General features: G+C 61.7%; 13 protein-coding genes, 2 rRNA genes and 1 pseudogene (1 of these 16 only partly in view). 12 read left to right on the top strand and 4 right to left on the bottom strand.

All coding sequences use genetic code 11. From position 1 onward, the window contains the following. The 5 genes from LT40_RS13210 to recD form a co-directional block, all read left to right on the top strand. Positions 1-1521 (top strand): 23S ribosomal RNA (locus LT40_RS13210); it begins 1373 nt to the left of the window's first position. Positions 1522-1669: 148 nt separating this feature from the next. Then, positions 1670-1785: ribosomal RNA gene (rrf, locus tag LT40_RS13205) — 5S ribosomal RNA — on the top strand. Between the two features lie 200 nt (positions 1786-1985). Beyond that, entirely contained in the window at positions 1986-5465 is a 3480-nt protein-coding gene (gene recC / locus LT40_RS13200) for an exodeoxyribonuclease V subunit gamma (RefSeq protein ID WP_043190888.1), read from the top strand. Next, positions 5462-9157 carry an exodeoxyribonuclease V subunit beta gene (gene recB, locus LT40_RS13195; RefSeq protein ID WP_043190885.1) on the top strand — a complete coding sequence of 1232 codons (3696 nt, stop codon included), beginning with the start codon at positions 5462-5464 and terminating at the stop codon, positions 9155-9157. The genes recC and recB overlap by 4 nt, the downstream gene beginning before the upstream one ends. Continuing rightward, positions 9154-11235, top strand: coding sequence for an exodeoxyribonuclease V subunit alpha (gene recD, locus LT40_RS13190; protein ID WP_043190882.1), 2082 nt, complete (start codon positions 9154-9156; stop codon positions 11233-11235). Before recB ends, recD begins: the two co-directional genes overlap by 4 nt. A 51-nt stretch (positions 11236-11286) precedes the next feature. Here the strand turns inward: recD and LT40_RS13185 are convergent, their stop codons facing one another. After that, entirely contained in the window at positions 11287-12213 is a 927-nt protein-coding gene (locus LT40_RS13185) for a LysR family transcriptional regulator (RefSeq protein ID WP_043190879.1), read from the bottom strand. 100 nt (positions 12214-12313) lie between these two features. Here LT40_RS13185 and LT40_RS13180 point away from each other — a divergent pair, with 100 nt between their 5' ends. From LT40_RS13180 to LT40_RS13155, 6 genes are all read left to right on the top strand, one after another. Next, positions 12314-13840, top strand: a complete 1527-nt coding sequence (locus tag LT40_RS13180) for a CoA-acylating methylmalonate-semialdehyde dehydrogenase (RefSeq protein ID WP_043190876.1) — start codon at positions 12314-12316, stop codon at positions 13838-13840. Positions 13841-13850: 10 nt separating this feature from the next. Next, positions 13851-14741 (top strand): 3-hydroxyisobutyrate dehydrogenase, encoded by an 891-nt coding sequence (gene mmsB, locus LT40_RS13175; RefSeq protein WP_043190872.1) that lies wholly within the window; start codon positions 13851-13853, stop codon positions 14739-14741. Positions 14742-14899: 158 nt separating this feature from the next. After that, positions 14900-16114, top strand: coding sequence for an aldose 1-epimerase family protein (locus LT40_RS13170; RefSeq protein ID WP_043190870.1), 1215 nt, complete (start codon positions 14900-14902; stop codon positions 16112-16114). A 184-nt stretch (positions 16115-16298) separates the two neighbouring features. Then, positions 16299-16880 (top strand): NADPH:quinone oxidoreductase MdaB, encoded by a 582-nt coding sequence (mdaB, locus tag LT40_RS13165; RefSeq protein ID WP_043190868.1) that lies wholly within the window; start codon positions 16299-16301, stop codon positions 16878-16880. A 69-nt stretch (positions 16881-16949) separates the two neighbouring features. Next, positions 16950-17846 carry a LysR family transcriptional regulator gene (locus LT40_RS13160; RefSeq protein WP_043190867.1) on the top strand — a complete coding sequence of 299 codons (897 nt, stop codon included), beginning with the start codon at positions 16950-16952 and terminating at the stop codon, positions 17844-17846. 76 nt (positions 17847-17922) lie between these two features. Beyond that, positions 17923-19338, top strand: a complete 1416-nt coding sequence (locus LT40_RS13155; RefSeq protein WP_043190866.1) for a hypothetical protein — start codon at positions 17923-17925, stop codon at positions 19336-19338. A gap of 176 nt (positions 19339-19514) precedes the next feature. Here LT40_RS13155 and LT40_RS22055 read toward each other — a convergent pair whose 3' ends face one another. The 3 genes and pseudogenes from LT40_RS22055 to LT40_RS13145 form a co-directional block, all read right to left on the bottom strand. Continuing rightward, positions 19515-20219 carry a methyl-accepting chemotaxis protein gene (locus LT40_RS22055; protein ID WP_420329690.1) on the bottom strand — a complete coding sequence of 235 codons (705 nt, stop codon included), beginning with the start codon at positions 20217-20219 and terminating at the stop codon, positions 19515-19517. Positions 20220-20417: 198 nt separating this feature from the next. Next, positions 20418-21296: pseudogene (locus LT40_RS22050) on the bottom strand (methyl-accepting chemotaxis protein); the annotation flags it as partial. Positions 21297-21621: 325 nt separating this feature from the next. Further along, entirely contained in the window at positions 21622-23208 is a 1587-nt protein-coding gene (locus tag LT40_RS13145) for an aldehyde dehydrogenase (NADP(+)) (RefSeq protein ID WP_043190864.1), read from the bottom strand. A 502-nt stretch (positions 23209-23710) separates the two neighbouring features. Between LT40_RS13145 and LT40_RS13140 the strand changes: the two genes are divergently transcribed. After that, positions 23711-24709 carry a response regulator gene (locus LT40_RS13140; RefSeq protein ID WP_043190862.1) on the top strand — a complete coding sequence of 333 codons (999 nt, stop codon included), beginning with the start codon at positions 23711-23713 and terminating at the stop codon, positions 24707-24709. Position 24710 lies beyond the last annotated feature (1 nt).

Raw genomic sequence — 24710 nt, 5'->3', positions numbered from 1 at the left:
AACAGGTTAATATTCCTGTACTTCTGGTTATTGCGATGGAGGGACGGAGAAGGCTAGGCCAGCTTGGCGTTGGTTGTCCAAGTTTAAGGTGGTAGGCTGAGATCTTAGGTAAATCCGGGATCTCAAGGCCGAGAGCTGATGACGAGTTGTCTTTTAGACGACGAAGTGGTTGATGCCATGCTTCCAAGAAAAGCTTCTAAGCTTCAGGTAACCAGGAACCGTACCCCAAACCGACACAGGTGGTTGGGTAGAGAATACCAAGGCGCTTGAGAGAACTCGGGTGAAGGAACTAGGCAAAATGGCACCGTAACTTCGGGAGAAGGTGCGCCGGTGAGGGTGAAGGACTTGCTCCGTAAGCTCATGCCGGTCGAAGATACCAGGCCGCTGCGACTGTTTATTAAAAACACAGCACTCTGCAAACACGAAAGTGGACGTATAGGGTGTGACGCCTGCCCGGTGCCGGAAGGTTAATTGATGGGGTTAGCGCAAGCGAAGCTCTTGATCGAAGCCCCGGTAAACGGCGGCCGTAACTATAACGGTCCTAAGGTAGCGAAATTCCTTGTCGGGTAAGTTCCGACCTGCACGAATGGCGTAACGATGGCGGCGCTGTCTCCACCCGAGACTCAGTGAAATTGAAATCGCTGTGAAGATGCAGTGTATCCGCGGCTAGACGGAAAGACCCCGTGAACCTTTACTATAGCTTTGCACTGGACTTTGAATTTGCTTGTGTAGGATAGGTGGGAGGCTTTGAAGCGTGGACGCCAGTCTGCGTGGAGCCAACCTTGAAATACCACCCTGGCAACTTTGAGGTTCTAACTCAGGTCCGTCATCCGGATCGAGGACAGTGTATGGTGGGTAGTTTGACTGGGGCGGTCTCCTCCTAAAGAGTAACGGAGGAGTACGAAGGTGCGCTCAGACCGGTCGGAAATCGGTCGTAGAGTATAAAGGCAAAAGCGCGCTTGACTGCGAGACAGACACGTCGAGCAGGTACGAAAGTAGGTCTTAGTGATCCGGTGGTTCTGTATGGAAGGGCCATCGCTCAACGGATAAAAGGTACTCCGGGGATAACAGGCTGATACCGCCCAAGAGTTCATATCGACGGCGGTGTTTGGCACCTCGATGTCGGCTCATCACATCCTGGGGCTGAAGCCGGTCCCAAGGGTATGGCTGTTCGCCATTTAAAGTGGTACGCGAGCTGGGTTTAGAACGTCGTGAGACAGTTCGGTCCCTATCTGCCGTGGACGTTTGAGATTTGAGAGGGGCTGCTCCTAGTACGAGAGGACCGGAGTGGACGAACCTCTGGTGTTCCGGTTGTCACGCCAGTGGCATTGCCGGGTAGCTATGTTCGGAAAAGATAACCGCTGAAAGCATCTAAGCGGGAAACTTGCCTCAAGATGAGATCTCACTGGAACCTTGAGTTCCCTGAAGGGCCGTCGAAGACTACGACGTTGATAGGTGGGGTGTGTAAGCGCTGTGAGGCGTTGAGCTAACCCATACTAATTGCCCGTGAGGCTTGACCATATAACACCCAAGCAATTTGCGTCGAATGACCAGATTGCGGTGACTGTGGAGATGACACGAACCGAAAGTTCGCAGCAAGACAACCCACAAAACATCACATACCCGATTCGCTGGAGTGCCTCCCAAGGGCATCCCGGCTACAGAATTTCTTGACGACCATAGAGCATTGGAACCACCTGATCCCATCCCGAACTCAGCAGTGAAACGATGCATCGCCGATGGTAGTGTGGGGTTTCCCCATGTGAGAGTAGGTCATCGTCAAGATTCAATTCCGAAACCCCTATCTGCGCGAGCAGGTAGGGGTTTTGTCTTTTACGCGACTTTTTCCCTGTAAGACCCCTCCTACTTATCAATTCAATATTCAGCTGTCTCTTACAGCTTGGGCAGAGCCGGCTGGCTCAACTGGCAGAGCCACATCTGATATGGTTGAACCTTGATTCACGCCTATTTCAAGGACTTCGCACATGTCGGCTGTGTCGCCTCTTACCCCCGGTTTCATGGTTGTACATGGCAACCGCCTGGACGAACTGCGCAGCCTTGTCGTGGGCTGGATGCGTATGTATCCACTGCGTCCTCTGGAAAATGAAATCATCCTGGTGCAGAGCAATGGCATCGCTCAGTGGCTCAAGCTCGCACTCGCTGCGGACGAGAGCGCAGATGACGAAGGGGGTGTAGGGATTTCGGCGGCGGTGGACGTGCAATTGCCTGGCAGTTTCATGTGGCAGCTGTATCGAAGCGTATTGGGGCAGGACCAGATTCCTTCCTCCTCGCTGCTCGATAAAGCACCGCTCACATGGCGTTTGATGCGCCTGCTGCCACAGTTGATCGACCAGCCACATTTCGAACCGCTTCAGCGCTTCCTGCTCGACGACAACGACCTGCGCAAGCGCTACCAGCTCTCCGAGCGTCTGGCAGACCTGTTCGATCAGTACCAGGTTTATCGTGCGGACTGGCTGCAGGACTGGGCGATAGGTAAGCATCAGCTACGCAATGGCAGGGGTTTGAGCAAACCGCTGCCGACAGGAAATTGCTGGCAGGCTGAATTGTGGAGGGCGTTGCTGAAGGATGTAGGGTCCGAAGGCATGGCACAAAGCCGAGCGGGGGTGCATCAACGCTTCATGGAGGCTGCCGCGGCGCTGGATGAAGCGCCTTCGACATTGCCATCGCGTGTGATCGTGTTCGGTATCTCTTCGTTACCAGCCCAAGGCCTGGAAGCCTTGGCGGCGCTGGGTCGCTTCAGTCAGGTGTTGTTGTGCGTGCATAACCCCTGCCGGCACCACTGGGCCGATATCGTGGCGGACAAGGACCTGCTGCGTCATCAATACAAACGCCAGGCTCGCAAGCAGGACATGCCGGTCGTATTGGATTCAGACAACCTTCATCAACACGCCCATCCTTTGCTCGCCGCCTGGGGCAAGCAAGGTCGTGACTACATCAATCTGCTCGACAGCTATGACGACCCTGCCAGCTATCAAGCTGCGTTTGGCGACGGTCGTATCGATCTGTTCAGCGAAGGTGAGCCGAGACATCTGTTGGGTCAGTTGCAGGACGATATCCTCAAGCTGCGCCCCTTGGCCGAAACACAGTCGATCTGGCCCACCGTCGATATCAAGACTGACAAGAGCATTCGCTTCCACGTTGCCCACAGTGCGCAGCGCGAGGTGGAGATTCTCCACGATCAGCTGTTGGCACGCTTCAGTGCCGATGCCGGGTTGCGTCCACGTGACGTGATCGTCATGGTGCCCGACGTCGATAGCTATGCACCCCATATTCGCGCGGTGTTTGGCCAGCTGGATCGAGAGGACCGCAGATTCATTCCTTTCACCTTGACCGATCAGGGGCAGCGCGGGCGTGATCCTCTGCTTATCGCAGTCGAGCATTTGCTCAAGCTGCCGGACAGTCGCTTCCCCGTGAGCGAAATCCTCGACCTGCTCGATGTGCCTGCCTTGCGGCGTCGATTCGCGATTCAGGAACGGGATCTGCCGACGCTGCGTCGCTGGATCGAGGGCGCGGGTATTCGCTGGGGCCTCGATGCACGCCAACGTACTCAGATGGGACTGCCGATCGAGCTGGAACAGAACACTTGGCGCTTTGGTCTGCGCCGAATGTTGCTCGGCTATGCCGTCGGAACCGGAATAGGGTGCAGTGACATCGAGCCCTACGACGAGATCGGTGGCTTGGACGCTGCGCTCATTGGCCCCCTTGCGGCGCTGCTGGATGCATTGGAAGTGGCGTGCCAGCAGCTTGATCGTTCTGCCACCCCTGCGGACTGGGGTATTCGACTGCATCAGCTGCTGCAGCTGTTTTTCACTGCTGATACGGAACATGACGAATACCTGCTCAATCAACTGGAAGAGCTGCGCGAGAGCTGGCTGCAAACCTGTGAATCGGTGGGACTGGTCGAGGAACTGCCGTTGACCGTGGTGCGTGAAGCCTGGCTCGCGGGGTTGGATCAGGGACGGTTGAGTCAACGCTTTCTAGCTGGCTCCGTGAACTTCTGTACCTTGATGCCGATGCGCGCTATTCCATTCAAGATCGTGTGCCTTTTGGGCATGAACGATGGCGACTACCCACGGGCGCAGCCGCCGCTGGACTTCGACTTGATGGGCAGCGATTACCGCCCGGGAGACCGTTCCCGTCGGGAGGATGACCGCTACCTGTTGCTGGAGGCGCTGCTTTCGGCGCGAGAGCAACTGTATATAAGTTGGGTTGGGCGCAGCATCAGGGATAACAGCGAACGGCCACCCTCGGTACTGATCGGCCAGTTGCGCGACCATTTGGCCAGTGGCTGGAGGCTGTCCGGCGATGAGGCTCTGGGCAGCGCGGCAAGCGGACAGAAGCTATTGCATGCACTGACGTTGGAACATCCCCTTCAGCCTTTCAGTGCGCGGTATTTTCACCAGGGAAACCCTGCTCTCTTCAGTTTCGCCAGCGAGTGGCAGCACTTGCACGCAGGGGTAGCGGCAGCGGATACGCAGGTACCGCTGCCTGCTCATCGTCAGGAGGAGCCGCTAAGCGTGGCTCAATTGCAGGATTTTCTGCGTAACCCTGTCAGGCATTTCTTCAGCCAGCGGCTGAAGGTTTTTTTCGAGTCAGCAGAAAAGCCGGTGTCCGATGTCGAGCCCTTCGTGCTCGATGCGCTGGAGCGTTACACGCTCAGTGACAGCCTACTCAGTGCCGGAATGGCCAATGCCGGTGAAATCTCGGATACGCTCGAAAAGCATGCGCGCAAGTTGCAAGGCAGCGGCCTATTGCCCATGGCGGAATTCGGCGCACGACTGCGTGACGAATTGATCGAGCCATTGCCTGATCTGCTAGAGCGCTACCGTCAATTGCTCGTTCTATGGCCTTCACGGCTGGACAGTGCGTTGCCGATCACCTTCGAGGCGCGGGGCATCGTGCTGGAGGGATGGCTTGCGGGTGTCTACCAGCGTGATGATGGCAGCTATCTCAGCGTTTCGACGATCGCCAACGCCATCGGCGGGGTGCGCTCGCGCAAGTGGCATCGACTGGTACGTCCGTGGGTCTTGCACCTCGCATCGTGCGCAGTGGGACTGCCCCTGACGACGGCGGTGGTCGCCAGCGACGATACCCTGTTGCTCGATCCACTGCCGTTGGACCAGGCTCGAACTGCGCTGAGCGATCTGTTGCTGGCCTGGCAAGCAGGTATGACGCGTCCTCTGCCGGTGGCGGTGAAAACGGCCGTGGCCTGGCTTTCGCAAACTGATGAGGAAAAGGCCTTGGCGGCAGCACGAAAAGCCTATGAGGGCGATGGCGTGACCAGCAATGGCGAGCGCCGGGAGGCGGTGGCATTGATGCGTCAGTTCGCTGATTTCGATGCCCTGATGGACAGTGAAGAATTCGAAGGCTGGGCCCAGACCCTGTACCAACCCATGCTGGAGGCGCCTTGGCGCTCGCTTGACGAACGGGAGGCTCGCTCATGACATCGTCAGCACGTCCGCTGGCGTTGGCCTTCCCCTTGCGTGGCAGCCAACTGATCGAAGCCAGCGCAGGCACCGGCAAGACATTCACCATTTCCGCACTCTATCTGCGCTTGATACTGGGCCATGGTGCGGACATCAATGGATTCGGTCGCGAGCTGCTGCCGCCGCAGATCTTGGTCGTGACGTTCACCGATGCGGCGACCAAGGAGCTGCGCGAGCGGATTCGCACACGCCTGGCCGAAGCGGCACGGTTTTTCCGGGATGAGATCGCCGCACCGGATGCGCTGATTGCCCAGTTGCGCGATGAATTCGACACCACCCAGTGGGCTGCTTGCGCCGGCCGACTGGATATTGCTGCGCAATGGATGGACGAGGCAGCTGTTTCCACCATTCACAGCTGGTGCCAGCGCATGCTGCGTGAGCATGCGTTCGACAGCGGCAGTTTGTTCACCCAGAGCCTTGAGACTGATCACAGCGATCTGCTGGGTGAAGTCGTGCGCGACTATTGGCGGCGCTTCTATTACCCCATGCAAGGCGCTTCCCTGGATTGGGTGCGGACGCATCTGGGCGGGCCGGCAGCATTGCTCGGCAGGGTGCGTGGGCTGTTTGCCCATGCACATGAGGGCGCTTCGAGCGGTGAACCCGGCGAGCTTATCGAGCGTGCTCTGGCCGAGCGCGAGCAGGCCTTGATCGAACTCAAGAAACCCTGGCCGCAGTGGGCAATGCAGTTGCGTGAAATCTGCCTGCAGGCCGTTGCGGCGAAGGCGGTGGACGGTCGCAAGATGCAGGCACGCTATTTCGAACCCTGGTTCGAGAAAATCACGGCCTGGGCGACCGATCCGGAACAGCACGAGCTAGATATCGGCACCGGCTTCACCCGCCTGACACCCGAAGGCATGGCCGAGGCCTGGAAAGGAGAGGCGCCGGATCACCCTGGATTGCAGGCGATGGTCATCCTGCCCGCGGCGCTGGCAGCGCTGCCGACACCTGAAAGCGCGGTGCTCAGGCACGCTGCCCAGTGGATCGGCGAACGCTTCGAGGAAGAGAAGCGCCGACGCGCGGAAATGGGCTTCGACGACATGCTGGTCCGGCTCGACCGGGCGCTGCAGGGCGCCGGTGGCGAGCAGTTGGCCCAGTTGATTCGTGAGCAGTTTCCGGTAGCCCTGATCGATGAGTTTCAGGACACCGATCCGGTTCAGTACCGCATTTTCGAGCGCATCTATCACATCGAAGAGAACCAACAGGAGAGCGGTCTATTCCTGATCGGCGACCCGAAGCAGGCGATCTACGCCTTCCGTGGTGCCGATATACACACCTACCTGCAGGCCCGTCGCGCGACGGAGGGGCGGCTGCATACGCTGGGTACCAATTTTCGTTCGACCCGGGCAATGGTCGGCGCGGTCAATCACCTGTTCATGCAGGCCGAGCAGCGCGCGCAGGGCCGAGGCGCGTTCCTGTTCCGAGAGGGCAATGACAACCCGGTGCCGTTCATCGATGTACAGGCCCAGGGCCGCAAGGAGTCGTTGGTCGTCGAGGGGCAGGCTGTATCGGCACTGACACTTTGGCATCTGCCCAGCGATCAGCCGGTTTCCGGCGTTGCCTATCGCAAGGCACTGGCAGGCGCCTGCGCGGCTGAGGTAGTGCGCCTGTTGAACGCCGGTCAGGCCGGGCACGGTGGCTTCCAGACAGAAGGGGCAGGCGCAAGGAGCATTATGCCAGCCGATGTAGCCATTCTGGTGCGTGATGGCAAGGAGGCCCAAGCGGTGCGCGCCGAGTTGACCGAGCGAGGCGTGCGCAGCGTGTACCTGTCGGACAAGGATTCGGTATTTGCCGCACAGGAAGCCCACGATCTGCTGGCCTGGTTGAAGGCGTGCGCGGAGCCTGACTCGGAGCGGCAATTGCGCGCCGCCTTGGCGAGCGTGACGCTGAACCGCTCGCTGCACGAGCTGGAGCAACTGAACCTGAGCGAGCTGGAATGGGAAGCGCGGGTCATGCAGTTCCGCAGCTATCGAACCATCTGGCGCAGCCAGGGGGTGTTGCCGATGCTGCGCAGGTTGCTCCACGATTTCGACCTGCCGTTGGCGTTGATCGGTCGCGACGATGGCGAGCGTATCCTGACCAACCTGCTGCACCTGTGCGAGCTGTTGCAGCAGGCCTCCAGCGAACTGGACGGCGAGCAGGCGCTCATCCGTCATCTGAGCGAACAGCTGGCGCTGTCCGGCAGCGCCGCCGAGGAGCACATCCTGCGCCTGGAAAGCGATGAGCAGCTGGTCAAGGTGGTGACCATCCACAAGTCCAAGGGGCTCGAGTATGCGTTGGTCTTCCTGCCTTTCATCTGCAGTTGCAAACCGGTCGATGGCAAGCGGCTGCCATTGATCTACCACGATGCAGCCCACCGTGCGCAAGTGACACTGAATCCTACGGCCGAACAGGTGGCGCTGGCCGACGACGAGCGTCTGGCCGAGGATTTGCGTCTGCTCTACGTGGCCTTGACCCGAGCCCAGCATAGCTGTTGGCTCGGCATCGCGGACCTCAAGCGTGGCACGACCAAGGAATCGGTGTTCCATCGCTCGGCCATCGGTTACCTGCTGGGCGGTGGGCAGCCACTGGTCGATGCAAGTCAGCTCGCGGGCTGGTTGCAGGCTGCGAGTGCGGGATGCCAGGACATCGTGCAGATACCCGTGCCGGAAGCAGACGACGCGCGCTACATTCCGCTGCGCAGCGATGCCGCCCTGCTCAAGGTGCGCTTGCCCAAGCGCAGTGCGCGCGAGAACTGGTGGATTGCGTCCTACAGTGCGTTGCGCATCAGCGACACCTTGAGCACCGATGACGATCAGGCGCCCGACAGTGCCCTCGAGCAGAAACTCATGGACGATGAGCCCTTGGACGTCCAAATGCCCCGCGAGGTGCCGGCCACCAGCGGTGACATCCACCGTTTCCCACGCGGGGCGGGTCCGGGGACCTTTCTGCATGGTTTGCTGGAGTGGGCGGGGCGCGAAGGGTTCGCCAGCGTTGCGGCGGCTCCCGAACGATTGACTGACAACGTCGCGCGCCGTTGCAGTCGGCGCGGCTGGACCGGCTGGATCCCCACCCTCGACGAATGGCTGCGACGTTTCATCGACGAGCCTTTGCGGCTTGGATCTGAACGAGCGCCAGTACGCGTGGCCGAGCTCGATCAATACCAGATCGAAATGGAGTTCTGGTTCGCCAGCCACAAGGTCGACGTGACCCGTCTCGATGCCCTGGTGCGCCAGTACACCCATCCCGGCGTCCTTCGGCTGCCGGCCGAGGGGGCCATGCTCAACGGGATGTTCAAGGGCTTCATCGACCTGTGCTTCGAGCATCAGGGGCAATATTACGTTGCCGACTACAAATCCAACTGGCTCGGCCCGGATGATGCCGCCTATACCCAGGAGGCGATGACCCAGTCCATTCTGGCCAACCGCTACGACCTGCAATACGTGTTGTATCTGCTGGCCCTGCACCGCCAGCTGAAGGCACGGCTGCCGGGGTACGACTACGACGAACATGTCGGAGGTGCAGTATTCGTATTTCTGCGCGGCCTGGGGGCGCCGAGCCAGGGCGTGTACTTCACCCGTCCGCCACGTGATCTCATCGAGGAACTCGATGCGTTGTTCAAAGGCACACGCCGCGATGTACAGGCTGACCTGTTCGAGGAAGATGCATCATGACCCGCTCTTTTGCCGACCTGTTGCCGACTCCCCTGGATGCGCAGAGCCTTGCTCGGTTGCAGCCCCGGACTCACACCGCAGACCTGCTGGCGTTGCTCGAACGCTGGGTGGAGCGCGGTTGGCTGCGTGCGCTGGACAAGGCCTTCGTGGTGTTTTTGGCCGACCTCGACCCGCAGGGCGATCCCCTGGTGCTGCTGGCTGCCGCTCTGGCCAGTCACCAGTTGGGGCACGGACACGTCTGCCTGGACCTGGCGGCGACCTTGCAAGCGCCGGATTTTGCCTTGTCGCTGCCGCCTGAAGGCGATCTTCAGGGCGGTGTTGCATTGCTGCCGTCGCAGTTGCTGGAGGGCTTGGGTGTTGACGCCTGGTTGAGCAGCCTGGCGAACAGCCCATTGGTGGGCGACGGGGACGACACTTCAGGCAGCTCGCCCTTGGTGCTTTCGAGCCAACGCCTATACCTGCGTCGTTACTGGGCGTACGAGCGGCGTATCGGTGATGCGTTGCGCCAGCGTCTGGAGGCGCATGAGCCGATACCGGACGATCTTGCCCAGCGTTTGACGCAATTGTTCGGCACCGCCGATGGCACGCGGATCGATTGGCAGAAATTGGCCTGCGCCCTGGCGGCTCGCGGTGCCTTCAGTATCGTCACGGGCGGCCCTGGAACGGGCAAGACCACCACGGTGGTGCGCTTGCTGGCGCTGTTGCAGGGGCCTGCCGTTGCGCAGGACAAACCATTGCGTATTCGTCTAGCGGCACCCACCGGCAAGGCGGCGGCTCGGCTGACGGAATCGATCAGCCTGCAGGTCCAGAGCCTGGAAGTGGACGCGGCGATCAAGGTTCGCATTCCGACCGAGGTGACCACGGTGCACCGTCTGCTCGGCAGCCGTCCGGGCACGCGGCATTTTCGCCATGATGCGGCCAACCCTCTGCCCTTGGACGTGTTGGTGGTCGACGAGGCCTCGATGATCGACCTCGAAATGATGGCCAACCTGCTCGATGCGCTGCCGCCCCATGCGCGGCTGGTGCTGCTGGGGGACAAGGATCAGTTGGCGTCGGTCGAGGCGGGTGCGGTGCTGGGTGACCTGTGCAGTCAGGCCGAGGCTGGCTACTACAGCCCGACGACACGAGCCTGGCTGGAGCAGGTGAGCGGTGAGGATCTTGCACACAGCGGTCTGCTCGAAGGCAACGAGCGTGATCACGCCTTGGCACAACAGGTGGTGATGTTGCGCCACTCGCGTCGATTCGGCGAGGACAGTGGCATCGGCCAGCTGGCTACCCGGGTCAACTTGCAGGACGCCGAAGGTGCGCGTGCCTTGCTGCAGGAAGGTCGGCACGCTGATGTGCATTGGCTGCCACTCAAGGGTGAACACGATGCGGCGCTGTTGCGTCTGCTACTGGACGGACACGGTCGCAACAGCGACGGACCGCAGGGTTACCGACGTTATCTGGAACAGATCGATGCGGGCCGACCACCGGCCGATACGCCTTTGGAAGATGAAGCCTGGGCGACTTGGGCCCGTGGATTGCTGAATGCTTTCGACGAGTTTCAGCTGCTGTGCGCCGTGCGCAAAGGGCCTTGGGGGGTCGAAAGCCTGAACGCCCGCGCCACCCAGGCCTTGACTCAGGCGCGGTTGATCGACGGAAGCCAACCCTGGTACGAGGGCCGTCCGGTATTGATGACCCGCAACGACTATGGCCTGGGTTTGATGAACGGTGATATCGGCATCGCCCTTATGCTGCCCGAAGGTGGCGAGCGCGAGCGGATGGTCTTGCGCGTGGCCTTCCCGCGCAATGACGGGCAGGGCGGCATTCGCTTCGTGCTGCCCAGTCGGTTGAATGACGTGGAGACGGTGTACGCGATGACGGTGCACAAATCCCAGGGTTCCGAATTCGCGCACACGGCGCTGATCTTGCCAGACGCGTTGAATCCGGTGTTGACCAAGGAGTTGATCTACACCGGAATCACGCGTGCCAAACACTGGTTCACCCTGGTCGAAAGCCGCAAGGGTGTGTTCGAGGAAGCGGTGCGGCGCAAGGTGAAAAGGCTCAGTGGGTTGATGCTTGGGTGGAGGTCTTAACACCTACCTGAAGCGGTGAAGCGGTGAAGCGGGACGCGGCTGGCGCCGCTGCTACAGGGGGGCGGGGGTGCCCATCAATAGCGGTGCGTTGCGGTCGGTGACGTTGCGGATGTAATCCCACAACAGCGTAATCCGTTTTAGCTTGCGCAGGTCCTCGCGGCAGTACATCCAGAACTGCCGGGTGATGTCGACCTCCTGGGGCAGAACTTCGACCAGGCGTTCGTCCTGGGCGGCCAGGAAGCAGGGCAGGATGACCAGGCCATGCCCCTGGAGCGCCGCGGTGTACTGGGCGATCACGCTGGTGCTGCGCAGGCCGGCGTTGACGTTGGGCAGCAGTTTGCTCAGGTAGAGCAGCTCGGAGCTGAATGCCAGGTCGTCGACGTAGCTGATGAAGCGGTGGCCGCTGAGTTGGGCGCTGCTGTCGATGGGCGGGTGGCGATCCAAGTAGGTGCGTGTGGCATACAGTTTCAGTCGGTAATCGCAGAGCTTGCAGCAGACGTAGGGGCCGTGTTCGGGGCGTTCGAGCGCGATGACGATATCGGCTTCGCGCTTGGAGAGGCTGATGAAGTGTGGCAGCGGCAGGATGTCGACCGAGATCGCCGGGTAGGTGTCGACGAAGTGGCTCAGTTGCGGGGTGATGAAGAAGCTGCCGAAGCCTTCGGTGCAGCCCATGCGGATATGCCCGGACAGTGCCACGCCGGAGCCGGACACCTGCTCGCAGGCCATGTGCAGGGTGCTTTCCATGGATTCGGCCGACGCGAGCAGGCGCTGCCCTTCGGCGGTGAGGACGAAGCCGGTGGTCCGTGATTTTTCGAACAGCAGGGTACCCAGCGCGTTTTCCAGCGAGCCGATGCGTCGCGAGACGGTGGTGTAGTCCACGCCCAGGCGCTTGGCTGCAATGCTGGCCTTGCGGGTGCGGGCCACTTCGAGGAAGAACTTGAGGTCGTCCCAGTTCAGGCTGCTAAGGTCTTTTTGCATGTTGGACCGGCTTTATTGTGGGTTCTTGTTAGATGTTTGCAGCCTCTATACTCCACCGCAGAACCATCTCGCCACAACAATAAATACGCGGAGGTCATCCATGAACGTGTCCGTTCAACCGAATGCCAGCAAGCTCGACGATGTGAAACTGCTGATCGATGGCCAATGGGTCGCATCGACCACTCAGGAATGGCGCGATATCGTAAACCCGGCCACCCAGCAAGTGCTGGCGCGTGTGCCCTTCGCCACGACCGATGAAGTCGATGCTGCGGTAGCCGCCGCGCAGCGGGCATTCAAGACCTGGCGACTGACGCCGCTGGGCGCACGCATGCGCATCATGCTCAAGTTGCAGGCATTGATTCGGGAACATTCCAAGCGTATCGCGCAGACCTTGAGCGCCGAGCAAGGCAAGACCATTGCCGACGCCGAAGGCGATATCTTCCGCGGTCTGGAAGTGGTCGAGCACGCCTGCTCGATCGGCAGCCTGCAGATGGGCGAGTTCGCCGAGAACGTCGCTGGCGGCGTCGACACCTACACCTTGCGTCAGCCCATCGGCGTCTGTGCCGGGATTACCCCGTTCAACTTCCCGGCGATGATTCCGCTGTGGATGTTCCCCATGGCCATCGTTTGCGGCAATACCTTCGTGCTCAAGCCGTCCGAGCAGGACCCGCTGTCCACGGTCCAGCTGGTAGAGCTGGCACTGGAGGCCGGCGTGCCGCCGGGGGTGCTGAACGTGGTGCACGGCGGCAAGGAAGTGGTGGATGCATTGTGCACCCACACCGATATCAAGGCGGTGTCGTTCGTCGGTTCGACCGCGGTCGGTACCCATGTGTATGACCTGGCGGGCAAGCACGGCAAACGCGTGCAGTCGATGATGGGCGCCAAGAACCACGCGGTGGTACTGCCGGACGCCAATCGCGAGCAAACCCTCAACGCTTTGGTCGGTGCTGCGTTCGGTGCAGCCGGGCAGCGCTGCATGGCGACTTCGGTGGCCGTACTGGTGGGCAAGTCGCGTGAGTGGATTCCGGATTTGAAGGCGTTGGCGCAGAAGCTCAAGGTCAACGCGGGCAGTGAGCCGGGCACTGACGTGGGGCCGGTGATTTCCCGTCGTGCGCTGGAGCGTGTCACCGGCTTGATCGACAGCGGTGTGCAAGAGGGCGCCAAGCTGGAACTCGATGGCCGCGGCGTGCAGGTGCCCGGTTACGAGCAAGGCAACTTCGTGGGTCCGACCTTGTTCAGCGGTGTCACCACGGACATGCAGATCTACACCCAGGAGATTTTCGGGCCGGTGCTGATCACGCTGGAAGTCGACACCCTCGATGACGCCATCGCCCTGGTCAACGCCAATCCGTTCGGTAACGGTGTGGGGCTTTTCACCCAGAGCGGTGCGGCGGCGCGCAAGTTCCAGAGCGAGATCGACGTGGGCCAGGTGGGTATCAATATCCCGATTCCCGTGCCGGTGCCTTCGTTCAGCTTCACCGGATCGCGCGGTTCCAAACTCGGCGACCTGGGGCCCTACGGCAAGCAGGTGGTGCAGTTCTATACCCAGACCAAGACGGTCACGGCGCGCTGGTTCGATGACGACAGCGTGAACGATGGCGTCAACACCACCATCAACCTGAAGTAGGAGCACCGCCATGAACATTGCTTTCATTGGCCTGGGCAACATGGGCGCACCCATGGCGCGCAACCTGCTCAAGGCCGGCCATACGTTGCACCTGTTCGATCTCAACCAGGCTGTGCTTGCCGAACTGGCGCAGCTGGGCGGGCATATCAGCGCATCGCCCAAGGATGCCGCTGCGCAGGGCGAGTTGGTGATTACCATGCTGCCGGCAGCGGCGCATGTGCGCAGCGTCTATCTAGGCGAGGAAGGCGTGCTGGCGGGGATTCGCTCAGGTACGCCGGCCGTGGATTGCAGCACCATCGATCCGCAAACTGCGCGCGACATCGCCGCGGCAGCGGCCAAGCAGGGTGTCGACCTGGCCGATGCGCCGGTATCCGGTGGCACTGGCGGCGCCCAGGCGGGCACCCTGACGTTCATGGTCGGCGCATCGGCCGAACTGTTCGGCCAGTTGCAGCCAGTGCTGGCGCAGATGGGGCGCAACATCGTTCACTGTGGCGAGGTCGGCACCGGGCAGATCGCCAAGATCTGCAACAACCTGCTGCTGGGGATTTCCATGGTCGGGGTGTCGGAGGCGATGGCCCTGGGCAATGCGCTGGGCATCGATACGCAAGTGCTGGCCGGAATCATCAACAGTTCTACCGGGCGCTGCTGGAGTTCGGACACCTACAACCCCTGGCCGGGGGTGGTGGAAACCGCACCGGCTTCACGGGGCTACAGCGGCGGGTTCGGCGCTGACTTGATGCTCAAGGATCTGGGGCTGGCGACCGAGGCGGCGAAGCAGGCCCGCCAGCCGGTGATCCTGGGGGCGGTGGCGCAGCAGTTGTATCAGGCGATGAGTCTGCGCGGGGAGGGCGGGCTGGATTTCTCGGCGATCGTCAAGGCGTACCAGCGTCCCATGGAGTAACCAGTTGCCTGGAGGTAGTAGGGGAAAGATGTTTCAAGCAGCGGACGCGGCTCGCGCCGCTGCTACAGGTGGATTTCCAAATGGACGCAGGCAGACTAGACTCAACAGCTGAAACGTTTCACTGATCTGCCTCATAACTCCAAGAAAGGGCCACTCCCATGAAACTGCTTCCCCTCGCCTGTGCCGTTTCCGCCTTCACCCTCAGCAGCCACGCCCTGGCGTGGGACTTCGTGCTGCTGGACACCGACAAGCCCGCGCAGAACCAGCGCATTACCAGCGAGCAGTTGGGCGTCAAGGTCGACAAGCCGTTCTCCATCACCATGCGAACCCTGCATGGCGGCCGTCAGGAAGGTGTGAGCCTGATCGATATTGATAACGGCACCATGAAGCTGACGCTGGTGCCTACGCGTGGCATGAACGTGCTGCACGCCCAGGTCGGCGATGCGCGCATGGGCTGGGATTCGCCAGTGAAAGAGGTGGTCAATCCGGCCTTCATCGAGCTCAACGGCCGCGGTGGTCTCGGCTGGCTTGAGGGGTTCAACGAGCTGGTCACCCGCTGCGGCTACGAATGGGTCGGTCACCCCGGCATGGACAACGGCGAGTTGCTGACCTTGCATGGTCGTGCTGCGAACATTCCGGCCAGCAAGGTCACGGTGCACATCGACGAGGCGCCGCCCTATGCGATTCACGTGCGTGGCGAGCTGAAGGAGCAGGCCTTCAAGAAGGTCGACTTCAGCGTACAGACCGAGCTGGTGACCGAACCCGGCGCGGCGCGCTTCGTGCTCAACGACACCCTGACCAACAACGGCGACTACCCCAAGGAATACCAGGCGCTGTATCACAGCAACTTCAGCACGCCGTTCCTGGAGGAAGGCGCGCAGTTCGCCGCAGCGGTCAAACAGGTCTCACCGTTCAACGACAAGGCCAAGGGCGATCTGGGCGATTGGCAGGCCTATCGCGCGCCGACCAAGGACTACGACGAGACCGTCTACAACGTGGTGCCCTATGGCGACGCCAAGGGCGACACCCTGACCGTGCTGCACAACAAGGCCGGTAGCTTGGGCGTGGCGGTGGGGTTCAATGTCCAGCAGCTGCCGGTGTTTTCGTTGTGGAAGAACACCGATACGCAAGGTCAGGGGTATGTGACGGGGCTGGAGCCGGGCACCAGTTTTTCCTATAACCGCCGTTACCAGCGGCCCTTGAATCTGGTGCCGACCATCGAGCCCAAACAGCAGAAGCAGTTCAGCATCAGCTACAGCTTGCTGGCGGACAAACCTGCCGTGGACAAGGCGCTGAAGACCATCGACACGATTCGCGATGGTCGTCAGACCGAGGTGCGGCAGACGCCCCTGGTGGACCTGACCAAGGAGTAAGGCTTTGCCACCGTGCGCTTCCTGTAGCGCACGGTCTCAACCGTGCCAGCTCGAGTGCAACAATAACCAGCGATTCGTGACTCTGGCGCAAGAGACATTTGCGCCTTACCACCTTACTCCGTTCCAGCATGGCCTCTAGACTGCGCCCATCGATATTACTCGCACAGTCAACGAGGCCACTTTCATGAAAAAGATTCTCCTGCTCAACGGCGGCAAGCAGTTCGCCCATTCCGACGGTCGCTACAACCAGACGTTGCACGACGCAGCCGTCGCCTACCTGGACCGCGCCGGCTTCGATGTGAAGCAGACCTTCATCGACGGCGGCTACGACATCGCCGAAGAAGTGCAGAAATACCTGTGGGCCGACGTGGTCATCTACCAGATGCCAGGCTGGTGGATGGGCGCGCCGTGGACCGTGAAAAAATACATCGACGAAGTGTTCACCGAAGGCCATGGCAGCCTGTATGCCAATGACGGCCGGACCCGTTCCGATGCGTCGCAGAAGTACGGCAGCGGCGGCTTGCTCAAGGGCAAGCAGTACATGATCTCGGCCACTTGGAATGCGCCGCAGCAGGCCTTCGAAGACCCGTCCGACTTCTTCGAAGGCAAGGGTGTGGATGCGGTGTATTTCCCGTTCCACAAGGCCAACGAGTTCCTCGACATGACGGCCTTGCCGACCTTTCTCAGCGTCGATGTGATGAAGATGCCCAACATCGACAACGATGTGGCGCGGTATGAGGCGCACCTGGCCAAGGTGCTGGGCTGACGGCACGCTCGCTCGGCTCAGGGATTGGTGTATGTTGCGCACGTCCGGGTACATCCGATGAGGCCTGCGTTGAAATCCCGATCCGATGAGCTGCAAGTCTTCGTCGCCGTCATTCAGAGCGGCTCCATTTCCGCGGCCGCCGAGCAGTTCGGCCAGACGCCATCGGCGGTCAGCCGCACGCTGTCCAAGCTTGAAGCCAAGCTGGACACCACCCTGATCAACCGCACCACGCGGCGCATGGACCTGACCGAGGAAGGGCGGTTTTTCTTCGAGCAGGCCAAGGACATCCTGGCGCGGATGGACGAGCTGGAAGAGCGCTTGTCGCTGCGTCACCAGACGCCGGCCGGGCGTTTGCGCATCAATGCCGCGTCACCGTTCATGCTGCACGCGATCGTGCCGTACGTGGCGGAGTTCCGCGAGCGCTACCCGGACATTCTGCTGGAGCTCAACAGCGACGACCTGATCATCGACCTGATCGAGCACAGCACCGATGTCGCCATCCGCATCGGTGTATTGGCCGACTCTACCCTGCACGCACGCTCCCTGGGTTGCAGCCCGTTGAATATTCTGGCCAGCCCTGCCTATCTCGAACGCTACGGCGTTCCCGAAACCGTCGAGGCCTTGAGCGAGCATGTGCTGCTGGGCTTCACCCAGACCGACACCCTCAACCACTGGCCGTTGCGCCATGCCGAGGGCGATCGATTGCAGATTCGGCCACGCATGGCGGCGTCCAGTGGCGAAACCTTGCGGCAACTGGCGCTGGAGGGACAGGGGATCGTCTGCCTGTCGCATTTCATGACCCACGAAGACATTCGCCAGGGCCGCTTGCAGGTGGTGCTGGCCGAGGCCAACAGCGGTTATCGACAGCCGATCCATGCGGTGTACTACCGCAACTCTCAGTTGGCGTTGCGGATTCAGTGCTTTCTGGACTTCATTCAGGACAAGCTGGCGGCCTACGCCTGCTGAGACAAGCGCGGATGGATTGCACCGCTTTCGATGCGCCGCTTACCATGACGTCTGATCGCCACTCTCGGAACTCATCATGAAGCGCATCGCATTGCTTGCCGCCGCCGTCACGCTGGCCAGTTGTTCCAGCAAGGGGCCCGATGGCAGCCTGGGCAACGAACAGGCGAAAGACATGTTCAAGGAAGCGATGTCGCAGCCGCTCGTACCGCAGAGCGTGATGCGCAACGGCGATCGCCTGAGCTTCATGCTGTTGCAGCCCAAGAGCGAGACGTCGCCATTCGGTTTTCTGCTGCAGGTCGATGCGGCGTGTTCCAGCCCCAATGCCAGCCTGATCTACCTGGACGGGGTGAAGCGCATCTATTTCGCCAGCCCCGATGGCAAGTACGCGCCGGCTCGTCCGATTCCGGCCGCGCAGGTGGAGGTGCTCAATGCCAGCCCCGCCTTCCAGCGCGCCTGCGCCACGACACCCCAGCCCGATTGGCGGGTGCTCAAGGGCAAGGGCGACGAACAGTGGGTGATGATCGACCGCAACAGCCTGTCCACCATCGACGGCCAGTTGCAGTTCTGGGCCGGCTACGATTCGCCGACCATCGGCCACGACCAGCCGCACAACGCGCCCTATGCACAGAAGCGTGAGCGCTACGCCCTGGACTGTGGCAAACAGACGTTCAGCCTGCTGGCCGGGTATGACCTAGACGAACACAACACCGTGACCGATGGCGGGGTGTTCTTCGAGCCCAAGACTTATTCGGTGAAGGGCAGCGATCCGGATTACCGGCTGTTGTTCGACGCGGCTTGCGGCAAGCCCGAGGGCCTGGCCGCCTTGCCGGCGTTCAAACCGCGGACCAAGGCGCCGTTGGTGCTGGCCCTTCCCCGGGTGCAGGCGCCGGCGTTGTCGGCGGTCAAGCAGTTGAACCTGCCGGCACCGGCAAAGGTGCTGAAACGAACGGTGGAAACCGGCACCGCTCATCTCAAGGGGCAGAGTGCGCCGTTCATCGAGGAAAAGTCGTTCAGCCAGGACAAGGCGTCGGGCCTGCTGGCGGTGCGCACAAAGGGCAGCAATTTCGAAGGGCAGGCGGTGAGCTTTCGTGGGCTGGTCGCGTTGGCCCAGCAAACCGTGTACAGCGGCGAGGCGCCGATGGTGGATAACATCGGCTTGAATGCCATTGCCTTCAGCGGCGACTGGAAGAGCATGCCGGTCGGCGCGCAGCTGGGCTTTGTGACCGACGGCAAGATGAGCAACAGCGTGGTGGGCGAGTACGGCAAGCCGCGCCAGGCGTTCGACTGCAGGGTCGAACAGCAAGTGCCCGCCACGCAGGTCAACGCCCGCCTGAGCGGTCAGGCGAAGAAGTTGCGGTGCGCGCACGTGGAGGACAGCCTCAAGCGAGTCGAGACGCTGTATTACCTGGAGGATTACGGGTATTTCTTTCGCGCCGGGGTGGACCCCAATGAGTTCTTCCATGAAGAGCGGGTGTTGAAGGAAGTGGAGTAAGCGAGTACCCGACGTGGGTAGCGGCGCAGATAGACCGCGGCGCGCTTTTCGCGGCCGATGACCGCTCCCACATGGATTGCAGTGAACCCCTCCATAGAGAATGTCACTGTGGGAGCGGTCATCGGCCGCGAACGCCCCCTGCGGCCTATCAGACCACACGCAAACTGATTCGGGCCTCAAACGCGGAAATGGCTGACCATCATCTGCAACTGATTGCCCAGGCGGGCTAGTTCGACGCTTGAGGCAGCGGTTTCTTCGCTGGCCGAGGCGGTCTGTTCCGACACGTCGCGCACGTTGATGATGCTGCGGCTGATTTCTTCGGCAACCGAGCTCTGCTGTTCGGCGGCTGCGGCGATCTGCTGGTTCATGGCCTGGATGCTGGACACCGTACGGGTGATGTTTTCCAGCGACGTGCCCGCGCGGCGCGTCAGCTCGACGCTGCTGTCGGTCAAGCCGCGGCTGCTGAGCATCACGCTGGCGACCTGTTGCGTGCCCATCTGCAAACCGGCCACCAGCCCTTCGATTTCCTCGGTGGATTTCTGCGTGCGCTGCGCCAGTCCGCGAACTTCATCGGCCACCACGGCAAAGCCACGTCCGGCTTCGCCTGCGCGGGCCGCCTCGATGGCCGCGTTGAGCGCCAGCAGGTTGGTCTGTTCGGCCACGGCCTTGATCACGTCCATGACGCTGCCGATCTTGTCGCTTTCCTTCTGCAGCGCGTTCATCGCTTCGGTGGAGCGGCGAACTTCTTCAGCCAGCTTCTCGATCTGCGCAATCGCTTCGCCCACGACCTTGTCGCCTTCGCGCGCTTCCTCGTCGGCCGTGGTGGCGGCGACCGAGGCCTGCTCGGCGTTGCGCGCCACTTCCTGAACGGTCGCGGTCATCTCGTGCATGGCGGTCGCGACCTGGTCAGTCTCGACCTTTTGATTGTTGACCCCGGCACTGGTCTGCTCGGTGACGGCAGACAGCTCCTCGGCGGCGCTGGCGATCTGGGTGACGCTGTCGCGGATGCCACCGATCAGCTCACGCAGGGTCGTGCCCATGCGCTGGATACCTTGTTGCAGCACGCCCAGCTCATCCTTGCGGGTCACCTGCAAGTCGTGGCTGAGGTCGCCACTGGCAATGCGCTCGACCACGTCCAGGGTCTGCTGCAGGGGACGGGTGATCTGCCGGGTGATGATCCAGGCGGCCAGGATGCCGAAGATCAATGCCAACAACGCCGCGCCGATCTGGTAGCTGCGCGCCTCGGCGCTTTCCGCATCGCGGCGTTCGATCTGGATCTTGTACAGCTCATCGCTCAGGCGCACGATTTCCGTACCCTGCACGGTCATCTCGGCGCGCGCGCCATTGATCTGGGCGATCGACGCCTTGAAGCTGGCAACCGCGTTGCGGTAGTTGGCCAGGGCCGTGTTGAGTTGCTGCAGGCGAGCCTGTTCGGTAGGCAGGCGCGGAGCCAGCTGTTGCAGCTCGGTCACGGCGCGGTCCATCTGGACAAAAGCGGCCTGCTCGGATTTGTCGGTGGCGTTGCTGGTATAGGTCAGCACGTCGTAGCGCACCTGCTGGATGAACTGCCGAGCGCGGTTGATGGCCTGGTATTCGTCGAAGCGCAGCTCGCTGTCGGGCAGGGCAAGCACGGCCGCGTCGATCTGGTCGACCAGGTCGTAGGCCACTGTCGCCGTGGCTGCCATGTTCTGCCGCGCGGTGTTACTGGCCTTGTAGCCGTCGCGCATCTGGTTCAACGATTTCTGGTAGGCGCTGATCTGTTCGGCCTGAGCCTTCAGGCGCTCCAGGTTTTCCGGGCTCTTGAAACCGTCGATGAGTTTCTTTTGCTGTGCCTCGAAGGCGGCCAGCTGGTTCTGCACGGTCTGCGCCGAGGCGTCGTCACCGTTGGCCAGCATGTACTGCAGGCGCACGATGCGCAGCTTGGTCAGGCTGTTGTTGAGCTCGGAAATGTCGCTCATCCAGTTGCTGCGCTGGATCAGACTGCTCAAGCTGGTCCAGCCGGTCAGCGCCAACAGCGCGGTCAATATCAGCACCAGGCCAAAGCCCAGTGCAAGTTTTCGGGTAACGCTGATATTGCCGAACCAGCCGTTCATAAATGTGCTCCTGACAGTAAAGGGTCAGACCTGGACGACCATGGTTATGGTTATGGCGGCCGCCATGAAAAGGTCTTGGTGATTCCCCCATATCGGCAACGTGTCGCAGAGCTGAAACAAAAAGTCGGGGCAGTGACGCAAAAAAAACGGCGCGATCGAAATCGCGCCGTTCGTTGTTACCGCCGTTGCATCATGCGATCGGCTGCGAGCTCCACTCGCCGTTCACCAGGCGCTGCAGGCCTAGCGGGTTGGCGTTGCGCAGTGCTTCGGGCAGCAGCGCGTCCGGGTAGTTCTGGTAGCAGACCGGGCGCAGGAAGCGGTCGATGGCCAGGGTGCCGACCGACGTGCCGCGGGCATCGGAGGTGGCAGGGTAAGGGCCACCGTGGACCATGGCGTCGGAGACTTCTACGCCGGTCGGGTAACCGTTGACCAGGATGCGACCAACTTTCTGCTCCAGCACCGGCACCAGCCACTGGTACTTGACCAAGTCCGTACCAGTTTCGCCGATCAGAGTGGCGGTCAGCTGTCCACGCAGCGATTGCAGGGCGGTCTTGAGCTCGGCATCGTCGGCGACTTCGATCACCACGGTGGCCGGGCCGAAGACTTCTTCCTGCAGCAGTTCGTCGCCATTGAGCAGCAGGCTTACGTCGGCCTTGAACAGCTGTGCCTGGGCCTGTTGGCCTTCCTGTGCATTGCCGGCCAGATGAGTGATGCCTTCGTGCGCCAGCAGGTGTTCGACACCTTTGCTGTAGCTGCGCAGGCCGCCAGCGTTGAGCATGGTCTGCGGCGCCTGGGCTGCCATCTGCGTTTGCAGGTGCTCGAGGAAGCCGCTGAAGGCCGGCGAGCGAACGCCGATCACCAGGCCCGGGTTGGTGCAGAACTGCCCGCCACCCATCACCACCGAAGCCGCCAGTTCCTTGGCCACGGTTTCGCCGCGGGTGGCCAGGGCGTCCGGCAGCAGCACGACCGGGTTGATGCTGGACATTTCAGCGAACACCGGGATCGGCTGAGCGCGTTCGGCGGCCATTTTGCACAGGGCGTTGCCGCCGTTCAGCGAGCCGGTGAAGCCGACCGCTTGAATCGCTGGGTGCTTGACCAGCGGCTCACCGACGCCGGCACCGAAGATCATGTTGAACACGCCCTTGGGCATGCCAGTCTTTTCCGCTGCGCGGATGATGGCGGTGCCCACCAGGTCGGCTGTCGCCATGTGGCCGCTGTGGGCCTTGAACACCACCGGGCAGCCCGAAGCCAGGGCTGCGGCAGTGTCGCCACCGGCCGTGGAGAAGGCCAGGGGGAAGTTGCTGGCGCCGAACACGGCTACCGGGCCGACGCCGATGCGGTACTGGCGCAGATCGACGCGCGGCAGCGGCTTGCGGTCTGGCAGGGCGAGGTCGATGCGGGCACCGAGGAAGTCGCCGCGGCGCAGGACCTTTGCGAACAGGCGCATCTGGCCGCTGGTGCGACCGCGTTCGCCTTGAATGCGGCCGGCGGGCAGGGCGGTTTCCTGGCAGACGACGGCAACGAAGTCATCGCCCAGGGCATCGAGTTCGTCAGCGATGGCGTCGAGGAATTCAGCGCGGCGAGCGGGGCTCAGCTGGCGATATTCCAAGAAGGCGTTGTCGGCGGCCTGGCAGGCGGCGTCGACTTCGGCATCGGTGGCTTGGTAGAAGGCATAAGGAAGCGCCTCGCCGGTGGTGGCGTCGACACTCTTGAGTTTGGGCTCGCCACTGGCGCTGCGGTTGCCGCCGATGAAGTTGTGACCGAGGATGTTAGGCATTGTTGTCTCCGTGTCCTGTGGGCGGGTTGTTAACAGACATCATACAACTTGAGCATATACCGGGCAAGTTGCCCCCCGAACCACCCACTGTAGCTGCGTCGGTCGCAGATGTGGCGAATCAGGCAGACTGCAGTGAACCCGGACGCGGCTTGCGCCGCTGCTACAAAAGCCCGTCGCGAGCGGTTGTGGCCCCTGTAGCAGCGGCGCAAGCCGCATCGGCAGTTGACGCGGTCAATCAGGCATACCGCCCGCCGTGAGCGCTTGTGGCCCCTGTAGCAGCGGCGCGAGCCGCGTCGGCGGTTGACGCGGTCAATCAGGCATAACGCCCGCCGCGAGCGGTTGCGACCCCTGTAGCAGCGGCGCAAGCCGCGTCGGCGGTCGTGCTGAATGAAAGCAGATAGCCATCACGGAAGGTAGCGGTGGACACGTCCTTAGAGGTATGGTGCCCAATGGTGCATCGGTGGCGATCACGCCCGTCGCCCCCTGAAGAGAACGAGAGGACATGCCGCCCATCCCCCTGTTGATCTGCGACGACTCCAACCTGGCCCGCAAGCAGCTGCTGCGTGCCCTGCCGACGGATTGGGACACCACCATCACCCAGGCGGCGAATGGCCGGCAGGCCCTTGCGGCCGTGCGTGAAGGCAAGGGCAACGTCATGCTGCTGGACCTGACCATGCCCGACATGGACGGCTACCAGGTCCTGGCAGCGTTGCGCGAGCAGGGTCTGCCGTGCAAGGTCATCGTCGTCTCGGGCGACGTCCAGGATCAAGCCCTGCGTCGGGTACGTGAACTGGGCGCGCTGGCCTTCATCAAGAAGCCGGCTGAGCCTGAAGAGCTGCGCCGCGTACTGCTCAAGGCCGGCTTGCTGGAAAAAACCACAAGCGCGGCACTGCGGCCCGCCACCGAAAGCAACTTTCACATCGGCTTCATCGACGCCCTGCGCGAAGCCGTCAACGTTGCCATGGGCCAGGCCGCCGCCATGCTGGCCAAGGTGCTCGGCGTGTTCATCCAGCTGCCCGTGCCCAACGTCAACCTGCTCGAAGTCAGCGAACTGCACATGGTGCTGACCGACGTGCAGAGCGGACAACCGAGCACGGCCATCTGCCAGGGTTTCATCGGCGGCGGCATTGCCGGCGAAGCCATGCTGATCTTCCACGACTGCGACATCGCCGACCTGGCGCGATTGATGAACCGCAGCGCCCTGGACTACTCGGACCTGGAGATGCTCCTGGACCTGTCCTCAGTCATCATCGGCGCCTGCCTCAGCGGCCTCGCCCAGCAGCTGGACGTGATGTTCTCGCAAAGCCACCCGCACATTCTCGGTAACCATGCAGCCATCGACGACCTGATCGCCGTTGGCAAGCACCGCTGGAAAAAGACCCTCACCGTGGAAATCAGCTACGCCCTGGAAGGCCACTGCATTCACTTCGACCTGTTGCTGCTGTTCACCGAGGATTCGGTGCAACTGCTGCGCGACAAGCTCGACTACCTGATGAACTGAA

This window comes from Pseudomonas rhizosphaerae (assembly GCF_000761155.1).
GTDB classification, from domain to species: domain Bacteria; phylum Pseudomonadota; class Gammaproteobacteria; order Pseudomonadales; family Pseudomonadaceae; genus Aquipseudomonas; species Aquipseudomonas rhizosphaerae.
This window is presented reverse-complemented; position numbering and strand designations above follow the sequence as displayed.

Excerpts from the sequence above, each read along its gene's own strand:
- recC (WP_043190888.1), top strand. The coding sequence starts at position 1,986 with ATGTCGGCTGTGTCGCCTCTTACCCCCGGTTTCATGGTTGTACATGGC.
- recB (WP_043190885.1), top strand. The coding sequence starts at position 5,462 with ATGACATCGTCAGCACGTCCGCTGGCGTTGGCCTTCCCCTTGCGTGGC.
- recD (WP_043190882.1), top strand. The coding sequence starts at position 9,154 with ATGACCCGCTCTTTTGCCGACCTGTTGCCGACTCCCCTGGATGCGCAG.
- LT40_RS13185 (WP_043190879.1), bottom strand. The coding sequence starts at position 12,213 with ATGCAAAAAGACCTTAGCAGCCTGAACTGGGACGACCTCAAGTTCTTC.
- LT40_RS13180 (WP_043190876.1), top strand. The coding sequence starts at position 12,314 with ATGAACGTGTCCGTTCAACCGAATGCCAGCAAGCTCGACGATGTGAAA.
- mmsB (WP_043190872.1), top strand. The coding sequence starts at position 13,851 with ATGAACATTGCTTTCATTGGCCTGGGCAACATGGGCGCACCCATGGCG.
- LT40_RS13170 (WP_043190870.1), top strand. The coding sequence starts at position 14,900 with ATGAAACTGCTTCCCCTCGCCTGTGCCGTTTCCGCCTTCACCCTCAGC.
- mdaB (WP_043190868.1), top strand. The coding sequence starts at position 16,299 with ATGAAAAAGATTCTCCTGCTCAACGGCGGCAAGCAGTTCGCCCATTCC.
- LT40_RS13155 (WP_043190866.1), top strand. The coding sequence starts at position 17,923 with ATGAAGCGCATCGCATTGCTTGCCGCCGCCGTCACGCTGGCCAGTTGT.
- LT40_RS22055 (WP_420329690.1), bottom strand. The coding sequence starts at position 20,219 with ATGACCGCGACCGTTCAGGAAGTGGCGCGCAACGCCGAGCAGGCCTCG.
- LT40_RS13145 (WP_043190864.1), bottom strand. The coding sequence starts at position 23,208 with ATGCCTAACATCCTCGGTCACAACTTCATCGGCGGCAACCGCAGCGCC.
- LT40_RS13140 (WP_043190862.1), top strand. The coding sequence starts at position 23,711 with ATGCCGCCCATCCCCCTGTTGATCTGCGACGACTCCAACCTGGCCCGC.